Raw genomic sequence first — 10789 nt, 5'->3', positions numbered from 1 at the left:
CTACTGCGGCGGCGATCGCCACCGCGGACCTGAGAGGGAGCGCCGCTCGGCGCCGGCGCGGCGCCGGCGAGGGGGGCAATGGCTGGTCCCGCCTGTGCGCTGCGGGGTCGCCGTCCCCGTCCCGACCGTCCTGGTGGTGGGCCGCGAGGGCGCGGCCGATGAGCTGTTCTCGCACCGCCGGATCCGGTGGGGCGACGGGGATGCGGAGCTGGGCTGCGAGCTCCCGGAAGCGCTCCAGGCGTGCCCGGGCGTCGGGGTCTGCGAACACCCGGGCCTCCTCCTCCGTCGATGCCTCACCGTCGAGGACCGCGGAGACGAGCTCGTCGTCGAGGGGCTGGTGCGGGGGGGTCACGTCCGTCATGATCTGTCTGTTGGGACGTTGACGGAGGGATCGAGGTTCCCGAGCTGATCCGCGAGCGCGGCTCGGCCCCGGGCGATGCGAGACCGTACCGTGCCCGGTGGGATGTCCAACACCTCGCCGATCGTGGCGTAGTCGAGCCCCAGCAGGTCGCGAAGGACAACTGCGGCCCGGAACTCGGATGCCAGGGTGGCGAGCGCCTCGTCGATGGCCAGCCGTTCGCTCAGGACATGGTCGAAGCTCGGGACCGCCGGGTCGTCAGCGGCCGGGTCTGACGGCGCGGGTTCGGGGCGCCGCCTCCGTCGGCGGAGCTCGTCGAGGCAGGTGTTCGTCGCCACCCGGTAGCTCCAGGTGGTGAACGCGGCTCGTCCGTCGAATCGGTCGAGTCCCCGCACGATCGCCAGGAGGGCTTCCTGCGTGGCATCGAGCGCGTCCGCGTCGTGGCCGGTGAGACGGCGGCAGAGGGCATGGATGCGGTCGTGGTGTCGGCGCAGCAGGGCCTCGAGCGCGTCCCGGTCACCCGCCTGAGCAGCGGACACCAGCGCTCGGTCGTCGGCCTCCCCCCGGATCGGCTGAGCCTAGCGGTGCCCCTTCCCACCTCGCGGGAGGTTCAGCGGCCGATCACCGCCAGTTCCTCGACCTCCACCCGGCCCGGCCCGTCTCCGAGGTCGGTGATCCACAGGAGCACGAAGGCACCGGAGGTGCCACGGAGATCGAACGTGGCATCACCCTGGATCCCCTCGGACCCGTTCACCGGCGGGCCCCAGCCGGCGAGATCCGACGGGAGGGTCGCGGCCACGTACACCGATGCAGCCCACCCGCTGGTGGGCGAGCGCACCTCGAGGCGACCGAGCCGGGCCGGAGCAGGGAGCGCGACCACCAGGCCCACACCGTCCTTGAGGTTGCCGAAATGGCGACTCTGGTAGGTCTCGGTGCGCCACGAGGTCGACGGGTCACCGTCGGCGGCCAGGTTGGCCTGGGCACCGTTCTCCTGACCGTCACCGGCGGGGTCGAACGGTTGCACGGACCTGATGGGGATCGTCGTCGGCGCCCCACCGGACAGGCCAGGGCCGGGAATGAGGGTCTCGTTGCCGCGGGTGCGGGACACGAGGACCGCCGCCACGGCCATGGACGTGGCCGCCACGCCCAGCAGGATGACGGCCAGCACCCATCGACCGCGGGAGCGGCGTGCCGGCGATGGCGCTCCCTGGTGCGGCATGGCAGTCGCCGATGCGATGGCGGGCACTGCTCCCGCGACCGGCGAGACGGAGGTTGCGTCGAGATCCGCGGGCCGAGCTGTGACGGCTGTCCGGTCCCCTTGGATGCTCGGCGCAGTACGTGGCCGCTCTGGTGCGCCGGCGGCGAGCAGCGCCGCTCGGAACGCGGCCGCGTCCGGGTAGCGATCGTCGGGCTCTCTCGCCAGGACCCGCAGCAGGACGCGGTCGAGAGGCTCGGGGAGCTCGGGGCGACGTGCCCGCATCGGCAGCACCGGTTGGTGGAGCCGGGCCAGAGCGACCGCGGCTGCTGTGTCACCGGTGAACGGTGGCCGTCCGGTCAGGCATTCGTAGAGCACCACGCCGAGCGAGTACAGGTCCGAGCGAGGGTCAACGGGTTGGCCCGCGACCTGTTCGGGAGCCAGGTACTTCACGGTCCCGAGCATGGTGCCGGTACTGGTCAGATCGGACCCGCCATACACCTTGGCGATCCCGAAGTCGGTGACCATCACCCGTTCGTCGTCACACAGCAGGATGTTCGCCGGCTTGATGTCACGGTGGACGACCCCGGCACGGTGGGCGACGGTGAGAGCGTCCGCGACCTGTGTGCCGAGGTGGATCGCGTCATCGGGATCGAGCGGCCCGTGCTCGTCGAGGAACTCGCGCACCGTCCTGCCCCGGATGAGCTCCATGACGATCGCCTCGTGGCCCTGATCATGACAGGTGTCGTAGATGGCCACGATGGAGGGGTGGCGGAGCCGGGCCGCTGCGATGGCCTCGGCCCGGAAGCGGGCGGTGAACGCCTGATCGGCGGACAGGTGCGCATGCAGCAGCTTGATGGCGACCGGCCGCTCCAAGACGTGGTCGATACCCTCCCAGACCTCAGCCATCCCGCCGGTGGCGATCAGGTGTCGCAGGGCGTACCGGCCGGCGAGGACCAGACCGGGGTGAGGTGCGGCCGGGCGCGACGGGGCTGGCGCGTCTGAGGCTCCCGGAGGGCCAGGTGGCGGGCTGGTGGCGGGACCGGACACGGCAGGTCCACGGTAGTGGGCGTCGCCACGTCGCGGTCGGAGCCGCCGAGCGCTACTTCACGTAGCAGACACCGATGATGCGAGGGCCGCCGTGGGTGCCGATCACCGCGCCGATCTTGCAGACGGTGATCTCTTCGCGCGGGTAGCGGGGGGAGATGAGCTCGAGGAACTCCTCGAGGTCGGGGGCCTCGCCGTGGCAGACCCGCAGGTGGGACACGTTGCCTTCGGCGAAGAGCTTGTCGCGCAGGGCTTCGAGCGCACGTTTGCGCGTCCGGGGCTTGCCTGCCTCCTCCACCGCCCCGTCGGCGATGTGGATGAGCGGCTTGAACGACAGCATCGAACCGAGCAGGGCGCGGGCGTTGCCGATGCGCCCTCCCTTCTTGAGGTTCTCGAGCGTGTCCAGCGCGCCGTAGATCTCGGTTCGTGGGACCAGATCCTCCACGACGGCCACCACGTCGTCGACGCTCTTGCCCTCGGCGGCCGCTTTCGCGGCCTCTACGACCTGGGTGCCGAGCCCACCGGTGATCGACCTCGAATCGATGACCCGCACGTCGATGTCGCCTGCCACGGCGGTCGCCGCGTTCTGTGCCGATTGCATCGTGGCCGACAGCGCACTCGACAGGTTGATGCACACCACCGCCTCCGCTCCGTTGCTGGCAGCGTCGCGAAAGGCCTGCTCGAACTTGCCCGGTGGAGGGGCTGCCGTCTCGGGCAGCGTGTCTGATGCCGCCATCCGCTCGTAGAACTCCTCGACCGACAGCTCCTCCCGGTCGATGAACTCCCGGTCGCCGAATCGGATGGAGAGCGGCACCACCCGAATGCCGTACCGTTCGACCTCCTCGGGTTCGAGGTCGCAGGCGCTGTCAGTGACGATCTGGACTCCGGGCATGGTCTCCCCCGCTGGCGGCGCCCTCCGCGCCGGCCGCTCGGGGGAGCGTAGCGGACCCCGCCCCGGGGCTCGGGGAACGGGGTGTGCTCACCGGACGCGAGGCCGGATGGTTGGGGGAGACCAGCCGCCGGCTCCGGCGCACGTCACGGAAGTGACGCGCCCACCACAGCAGCAGGAACGCCCCGGCCACCGCCGACAGCAGCAGCCCGATCCCCGAGATGGCCGTCGAGCGCACGGAGAACCGGGTGGCGCCCAACACCAGGCCGCGGTCGGGCGAGCGGACGGTGACCTCCAGGGGGAACGCACCCGAGGAGCGGGTCTCGACGGTGATCTCGTAGCGGGTGGTCTCCTTCGGCGGCAGCATGAGGAGCTGGAGGTCGCCATCCGGGAACTCGAGCTTCTCGCTCTGCAGCGCCACCTCCACGGTGACCGCATGATCGAGCTGGTTCTCGAAGGTGAGCGGGACCCGGCTGGTGCGCTCGGTCAGCGTGATCTGTTGAGGTCCGGGAAGGGTGATCGCCGCGAGCTGGGCCTGGACGGCCGCATCGGCAGCGGCGAGGAAGGCGTCCCGAGCGGGCTCGTCCAGGTCGGACGCGCCGGCTGCCAGAGCCAGGCGCCGCATCGGCCAGACCAGCTCTCGGGCCGCGTTCGCTGGAGCCGCGCCCTGGTCGGTACCGGAGTCCGCGGCGCCGGGCGGCGCCGGCGTGGGGGGCTCGAGCATCGACGCGAACGATTCGATCCGGCTCCACGTGGCCGCGCTGGCGGCGGCCAGCGCGCTGACGTCGCCCTCGGAGACGGTGGGGGCGAGCTGGCGTACGAGCGGGGATCGAGTGCCGGCTCGGCCGGTGGTGGCGATGTCGACCGCCCGGAACAGGTCGTCGAGGGTCACCGGGCTCACGAGGGGGTCCGCTCCCGGTGGGGGGCGGCGGGCGAGGCCCTTGAGCAAGGCATCCCAGCTCGCACGGGGGATGGGGAAGCGAGCGGGGGGTGATAAGACGGCACCGCGGGACTGCGACGGGCGCTCGAGCGCGAGCACTGCCAGATCAGCCAGCACCAGGTGGGCGTTGAGGACGGGATCGGATGTGGCGAGCAGACGCTCCGCCAGGCTGGGATCGGTCTGCACCGCCCGCAGCGTCTCACCCTCGCTGTCGCGGACCTCGAAGGCGAGATGGTCCGCCGTGGCTCCCCGCCCGCCCTCGTCGTCGAACCGGTCAGCCGGGAGCACGAGCTGGGAGACCCCGGCAGCCCGCAGGCGGCCCAGAGCGGTGCCGTCGATCGTGTGGTCGGCGAGCCAGGTCCTCTGATCGGGCCAGGTGCCGAGCAGGGCAGCGACCACCTCGCTGCCGGTGGCCAGCTGGCGGGTCAGCCCGATGTCGGTGTCCGGGTCGGTCTGCGAGCCGCGGGCCCAGGCCGGAAGGTCGATGGCGGCGTAGGGGCGTGGCAGGACCTGGCGGGCGCCGAGGCTGCGAGCCAGGGGACCGAGCAGATCCGGTTCCCCCTGCTGCTCGGCGACGGCCAGCGCGTCGATCACCTCGGGCGACGGCGCGACGGTGAGCGGTACGTCGACCGTGGTCGCCAGGGCGGCGATCGTGTTCCCGAGCCGCTCGCGGTCCTCGCGGTCGAGCCGGACCGAACCGTCGGGGCGGAACGGTGAGCCCGCCTCGAGCGGAGCGATGACGGATACCGCCAGCGGCACCCCCGCCGAGCCGCTCGGGGGGAGTCGCACGAGGTGGGTCACCAGCTGCGTGACCGGGTCGCCGTCGTGGTCGGTGACCGCCACGCTCACGGGGTACACCCCCGGCGAGCCGAGGCGGACGCCGAACGGTGGGGTCACCACCGCGCTGACCGGCACCACGATCCGGTAGGTGCCGTCCCCGGCGGCCAGCGTGTCGAGCGGCCAGGCCGGCGGCCCCGGCCGCAGCGGTGCGCCGAGATTCTCCCCCCGGATGGACTGCTCGAAGCGAGTGCGCGACGGCGTCGCCGGGTGGATCGCGACCGCGATCCGCGCTCCGGGCGGCGGATCGGGGATGCGGAGGGTGAGCTCGAACGTGCCTTCCGGCGCCACCCAAGCCGTCTGATCCACCAGCTCGAGGCGGGCCGGGCCGGCAGGCTCAGGGGTGACTCCGGCCTCCGCGAACGGGCCGGTGGTCCCGAGGCCGAGTGACGCGAGGATCGCGGCCAGGGCGACCAGCAGTGGCGCCGAGCGGAGCGCAGGCCTGCGGGTTCGGCCGGTCGAAGGCGTCATGCACCGTTCCTACGCCCGTCGAGCGGGTGCTCGAGCACCGCCAGCCCGTGGGGCTGCTGCACGAAGCCGAGGCGCAGGTAGAGCGCCAGCGCGTCCTCGTTGGTCTCCTGGGTGTTGACCAGCACCCAGGCGCTCCCGTGACGGCGAGCCCAGCGCAGGGCATCGGCGACGAGCGCGGTGCCGAGGCCGCGGCGTTGATGGTCGGGATGCACGGCGAGGCGCTGGAGGTAGCCGACCGAACCGGCGCGGCCGGTGATGGCGTAGGCGGCCACTGCCCCGGCATCGACGACTCGGAACCTCGATGACGGGGTTGCCTGGCGAGCGTCGTCGAAGCCCGCCTGGTCGAACCTCCAGAAGGGCTGGAATGCGGCACCGTCGACCATGAGCACCGGCGTGCGATCACGGCGGCGGCCGCGTCGCAGCCGCATCCCGGGCGGCAGAGGCCCGTCCGGCAGGTCACGGAGATCGTGGCGCAACAGGTGCAGTCGTTCGTGCACGCCGAACCCGGCCTCGAGGAACGGGCGCTGCTCGTCGAGCGTCAACGCGGAGGTGAGGACCGATCGGTAGCCGTCCGCCGCGAGCGCGTCGAGGGAGTGGCGGATGGCGCCGGCGGTGGGAAGCATTCCCGCCATGGGAGTCAGTTGCGCGACGGATGGATCGCCGCGCCACGGCGTGATCCGGAGCCGTTCGGACCCCCAGTGCAGCAGATCCACCTTTCCCATGATCCGCGACGAGGATACGACCGCGAGCGTGACCGGGATGGGGCGAGCCCGTGCTCCCGAGGCGAGGGGTACCCTCGCTTCGTGACCGTCCTGCTGGCCACCCACCCCTTGTTCGAGAAGCACGACCCTGGTCGTTGGCACCCGGAACGGGCCGAGCGGCTGGCGGCGGTGGCCCAGGGCATCGACGAGGCCGGGATCGCCGAAGCCGTGGTGCCGTTCGAGCCACGCCCCGCTCGGGAAGCGGCGATCGAACGGGTTCATCCCGGTCGCTACCTGCGCGCGCTGCAGGAGCTGTCGATCATGGGGGGCGGTCAGATCGACGCCGACACGGCGGTCTCCGAGGGCTCGTACGAGGCTGCGCTGCTCGCGGCCGGCGCCGGGCTGGACGCCATCGAGCGGCTCGATGCCGGTGAGGCCGAGGTCGCGTTCTGCGCGGTGCGTCCGCCCGGCCACCACGCCACGCCCACCCGCCCCATGGGGTTCTGCCTGGTCAACAACGTGGCGGTGGCGGCAGCTGCACTCGCCGACCGCGGTGAGCGGGTGCTGATCGTCGACTACGACGCGCACCATGGCAACGGCACCCAGGACGCGTTCTACGAGGACCCGCGAGTGCTGTATGTCTCACTCCACGAGTACCCGCTCTACCCGGGCACGGGCTCCCTGGAGGAGACGGGGCGCGGTGAAGGGGCGGGGATGACGATCAATGTGCCGCTCCCTGCTGGCGCGACGGGAGACGTCTACCGTCTCGCCGTCGACGTGCTCGTCGCTCCGGTGGTCGAGCAGTGGCATCCCACCTGGTTGATCGTGTCCGCCGGCTACGACGCCCATCGTGCCGACCCGCTGACCGGCCTCGGCCTGCGGGCCGGGGATTTCGCTGATCTCACCGCGCAGCTCTGCGAGCTGGTGCCAGCGGGTCGGCGGCTGCTCTTTCTCGAGGGCGGCTACGACCTCGGGGCGCTGGGGCTCTCGGTGGGCGCGTCGTTGGCCCGGCTGGTCGAGGTCGACTACCGGCCTGAACCGGCGACCTCGGGGGGTGCGGGACGGGCGGTGGTCGAGGCGGTCCGCCGGATCCGCGACGAGGCCGGCTGGCCCTGACGGATCCCCCCGCTGGCGATGCCCCACGGGGAGGCCGGTAGCGTTGCCCGCCGTGATCCCGGACCGGCTGCGACCCGTGCTCGACCAGGCGCGACCCTTTGCTGATCGTTTCACCGCGGCGGGGTTCCGGCTCTACCTCGTGGGTGGGATCGTGCGTGACCTGCTCGTCGGTCGCGAGCTGGGTGCGGATCGCGACATCGACCTCACTACCGACGCCCGCCCCGAACAGACCAAGCAGCTCGTGCGCGACCTCGCGGACGCGGTGTGGACCCAGGGAGAGCGCTTCGGAACGATCGGGGTCAAGCGGGGGGAGTGGACCTTCGAGATCACCACTCATCGCGCCGAGGCCTACGTGCCGGATTCCCGCAAGCCCGACGTGCGGTTCGCGGATGCGGTCGAGAGCGACCTGTCGCGCCGTGACTTCACGGTGAACGCGATGGCGCTCGCGCTGCCCGAGCCGGAGCTGATCGACCCCTTCGACGGGGCAGCAGATCTGGCGGCGTCACGACTGCGGACGCCTCTGTCGCCGGAGGAGTCCTTCGCCGACGACCCGCTGCGGATGTTGCGGGCGGCGCGCTTCATCGCCGGGTACGGGCTACGCCCGGTTCCCGAGCTGACCGAGGCGGTGGAGCGGATGCGCCACCGGTTGGCGATCGTCTCCGCGGAGCGGATCCGTGACGAGCTCGACAAGCTGCTGGTCGTCCCGGACCCGTCGCCGGGTCTGTGGTTCCTCGTGGATACGGGGTTGATGGAGGAGTTCCTGCCCGAGGTCCCCGCCATGCGCCTGGAGCAGGATCCGATCCACCGCCACAAGGACGTACTGACCCACACGATCGCGGTGGTGGCCAAGACCTCTCCTCGCCGGCTGGTTCGCCTCGCCGCCTTGTTCCACGACGTCGGGAAGCCCCGGACACGGGCCTACGGCGAGAACGGGGTGTCCTTTCATCATCACGAGGTGGTGGGTGCCCGGATGACCCGGCACCGCATGCGTGAGCTGCGCTACTCGAACGAGGACATCGAGGCGGTGAGCCGTCTCGTCTACCTTCACCTGCGGTTCCACACCTACAAAATGGGCTGGACGGACAGCGCGGTGCGCCGCTTCGTTCGCGATGCCGGACCGTTGCTCGACGAGCTGATCGAGCTCACCCGCTGCGACTGCACCACCCGCAACGAGCGTAAGGCCCGGGCACTGGCCGCTCGCATGGACGAGCTCGAACGGCGCATCGAGGAGCTGGCCGCGAAGGAGGAGCTCGCCTCGATCCGGCCTGATCTCGATGGTCGGGAGGTGATGGCTCATCTGGGCATCGAACCGGGCCCGCTCGTGGGCCGGGCACTGGAGTATCTCCTGGAGCTGCGGCTGGAGCACGGGCCACTCGGGCGGGAGGAGGCGCTCCACCGGCTGGACGAGTGGTGGGCAGCACAGGCAGGGGCTGCACACGGACCGCCACCCCTTGGCGATCAACGCAAAGGGTGATAGGATTGACACGTCCCGTCACCGTTCGCGGTGACCGGCGGGGAAGTGACGATCCGCAGGTTGAACTGGTCGCTGCGCCTGCGGGGAGCTAGAGCGAACCCGGCCCCGGTGACTCGAACCGAAGGTGCCGGGTCGCGTTCGTTCCGGGCCCGGCCGTGCTGTTGGCGATGCGCACGGTGGGGGCCCCCGGGCCCCCACCGGTCGTTCTGTTCAGATGCCTTCCTTGCGGCCCCGGATCAGCAGCGTGGCGGGCGCCCGCTCCATGGCAGGCTTCCACAGCGGGGAGCGTGGCCGGTCGACGGGCTCGGGCTCGAGCAGGGCATCGACCCGGAAGTTCGCCCGGGTCAGACTCGTGAAGACTTCACCGATGGTGCGTGGCTGTTCCTGTCCTGCCGCGTCTCCCGTGTCCCATGGCGACGGGGAGCGGTCGAAGTATGAACCGCCCTCGGCCACCCGCAGGGCGGGGTGGGGCAGCGAGAACACCAGCGGGCATCCGGTGCGCAGCACCCGGTGGACCTGGCGGAAGACCCGGTCCAGGTCGGCGACCGAGGCCAGCGCGAAGACGCTGACAGCCACGTCGATGGTGTCGGCCCGCACGAAGGCGAGCTCGGCCAGGTCGCTCTGGTGGAGCTCGACCCGGACCTCCTCCCGCTCGCAGGCGTTTCTGGCCTGATCCAGCCTTCGGTGGGAAGGGTCGACGGCGATGACGTGCGCTCCCTGCCGGGCGAGCGCGATGGCTGCCTGGCCGGCGCCGCAGCCGAGCTCGAGGACCCGCTTGCCCTCCACGTGACCGAGAAGCCTGAAGGCGGCCTCCGTGGGGATGTTGGGCCCGTAGGACACCACGTCGCTCGGCAAGGACATGCTGGTCGGGAACACGGCCGAGAGGGGTGGCCCGGGTACGCCGGGTTCAGGGGACAGATCCACCGCGGGATCGGGGGCGGGGCGGAGGTGCCCGCTGGGATGCGTGCTCGTGAGGTCGTCGGGCTCGTCAGGCATCAGCGCCAGTCTGCCCGCACAGACTCCGACGGGCGGGGATGACCCTGGGAGGAGCCGGCACGCCCGGATGGGCGGGCTACAGGTACCACTTGAGGTTCAGGTAGCACTCGACCTGATCGATCTCCGTGGCGTTGAGCACCCGGTCGTAGATGATGATCTCGCCGATCATGCCGTCGAACACCGACTGGGTGGTCAGGTCGTCACCGCCTACCCGCAGGGTGTCGGCATTGCCACCCACGGCCGCGCTCGGGGTGAGGTCCTGTGCCGGGTTGCCCAGGCTGAGCGTGCGGGCCGTGAGGTTGACGCGCAGGGTGCTGAGCGCCGTGGTCTGGGTGATCGTGACGATGTCGGTCCCCAGGGTGTAGTCGGCGTTGGTCGTCCCCGCCACGTTCCCGTTGGAGGCGAGGCTGAACGACTCGCCGGTCAGTGACCCCGGCGCATCCGCCCCAGCCACCTGCCAGGCGTTGGTGCTGTTGCCCGCGGTGGAGTCGTAGCCCCACAGGACCGGTCCATCGGGCGACACGTCGTTGGCCGCCACGTAGAAGACGGTGACGTCTGTGAGACCACTGAGCGCAGCAAAGGCGGTCTCGAGCCAGTCATCGGTTCCGTCGAACTCGACCGAACCGAGCGCGTTGATGCCCGTGTTGAAGCGCCAGGTCGGCTGGTTCGCGGCGGTGTTCTGGGCGAGGTCGTAGCCGTTACCCGACTTGTCGGCCCAGACCTGTAGGGCGACATCGGTGTTTGGGTTGCTGGGGGGGTTGATGG

The 10789-nt window shown here is 71.2% G+C and carries 10 protein-coding genes; 2 read left to right on the top strand and 8 right to left on the bottom strand.

Annotation, left to right across the window (positions count from 1 at the left end; genetic code table 11):
• From V7004_RS13400 to V7004_RS13375, 6 genes are all read right to left on the bottom strand, one after another.
• Nucleotides 1-352, bottom strand: a 352-nt coding sequence (locus tag V7004_RS13400; protein ID WP_334144588.1) for a hypothetical protein, incomplete at its 3' end; no start/stop codon positions are given.
• Between the two features lie 5 nt (nucleotides 353-357).
• Entirely contained in the window at nucleotides 358-897 is a 540-nt protein-coding gene (locus V7004_RS13395) for an RNA polymerase sigma factor (protein WP_334144587.1), read from the bottom strand.
• Between the two features lie 71 nt (nucleotides 898-968).
• Nucleotides 969-2603 carry a protein kinase domain-containing protein gene (locus V7004_RS13390; protein ID WP_334144584.1) on the bottom strand — a complete coding sequence of 545 codons (1635 nt, stop codon included), beginning with the start codon at nucleotides 2601-2603 and terminating at the stop codon, nucleotides 969-971.
• Between the two features lie 52 nt (nucleotides 2604-2655).
• The gene (locus tag V7004_RS13385; RefSeq protein ID WP_334144582.1) at nucleotides 2656-3492 is read right to left on the bottom strand and encodes a DegV family protein; all 837 of its coding nucleotides are present in this window, start codon (nucleotides 3490-3492) and stop codon (nucleotides 2656-2658) included.
• Nucleotides 3467-5737 (bottom strand): DUF6049 family protein, encoded by a 2271-nt coding sequence (locus V7004_RS13380; RefSeq protein ID WP_334144581.1) that lies wholly within the window; start codon nucleotides 5735-5737, stop codon nucleotides 3467-3469. The genes V7004_RS13385 and V7004_RS13380 overlap by 26 nt, the downstream gene beginning before the upstream one ends.
• Nucleotides 5734-6459 carry a GNAT family N-acetyltransferase gene (locus V7004_RS13375; protein WP_334144580.1) on the bottom strand — a complete coding sequence of 242 codons (726 nt, stop codon included), beginning with the start codon at nucleotides 6457-6459 and terminating at the stop codon, nucleotides 5734-5736. Before V7004_RS13375 ends, V7004_RS13380 begins: the two co-directional genes overlap by 4 nt.
• A gap of 81 nt (nucleotides 6460-6540) precedes the next feature.
• Between V7004_RS13375 and V7004_RS13370 the strand changes: the two genes are divergently transcribed.
• The gene (locus V7004_RS13370; RefSeq protein WP_334144579.1) at nucleotides 6541-7554 is read left to right on the top strand and encodes a histone deacetylase family protein; all 1014 of its coding nucleotides are present in this window, start codon (nucleotides 6541-6543) and stop codon (nucleotides 7552-7554) included.
• 52 nt (nucleotides 7555-7606) lie between these two features.
• Nucleotides 7607-9028 carry a CCA tRNA nucleotidyltransferase gene (locus V7004_RS13365; RefSeq protein WP_334144578.1) on the top strand — a complete coding sequence of 474 codons (1422 nt, stop codon included), beginning with the start codon at nucleotides 7607-7609 and terminating at the stop codon, nucleotides 9026-9028.
• 210 nt (nucleotides 9029-9238) lie between these two features.
• Here the strand turns inward: V7004_RS13365 and V7004_RS13360 are convergent, their stop codons facing one another.
• On the bottom strand, nucleotides 9239-10024 hold the full coding sequence (locus tag V7004_RS13360; RefSeq protein WP_334144577.1) for a class I SAM-dependent methyltransferase: 786 nt from the start codon (nucleotides 10022-10024) through the stop codon (nucleotides 9239-9241).
• A gap of 76 nt (nucleotides 10025-10100) precedes the next feature.
• Nucleotides 10101-10789 (bottom strand): hypothetical protein (locus V7004_RS13355; RefSeq protein WP_334144576.1); only part of this gene is annotated, 689 nt, incomplete at its 5' end.

The sequence above is a fragment of the Rhabdothermincola sp. genome, from assembly GCF_036846205.1.
In the GTDB taxonomy this organism is placed as follows: Bacteria; Actinomycetota; Acidimicrobiia; order Acidimicrobiales; family Acidimicrobilacustridaceae; genus Rhabdothermincola.
This window is presented reverse-complemented; position numbering and strand designations above follow the sequence as displayed.

Excerpts from the sequence above, each read along its gene's own strand:
- V7004_RS13385 (WP_334144582.1), bottom strand. The coding sequence starts at position 3,492 with ATGCCCGGAGTCCAGATCGTCACTGACAGCGCCTGCGACCTCGAACCC.
- V7004_RS13380 (WP_334144581.1), bottom strand. The coding sequence starts at position 5,737 with ATGACGCCTTCGACCGGCCGAACCCGCAGGCCTGCGCTCCGCTCGGCG.
- V7004_RS13375 (WP_334144580.1), bottom strand. The coding sequence starts at position 6,459 with ATGGGAAAGGTGGATCTGCTGCACTGGGGGTCCGAACGGCTCCGGATC.
- V7004_RS13360 (WP_334144577.1), bottom strand. The coding sequence starts at position 10,024 with ATGCCTGACGAGCCCGACGACCTCACGAGCACGCATCCCAGCGGGCAC.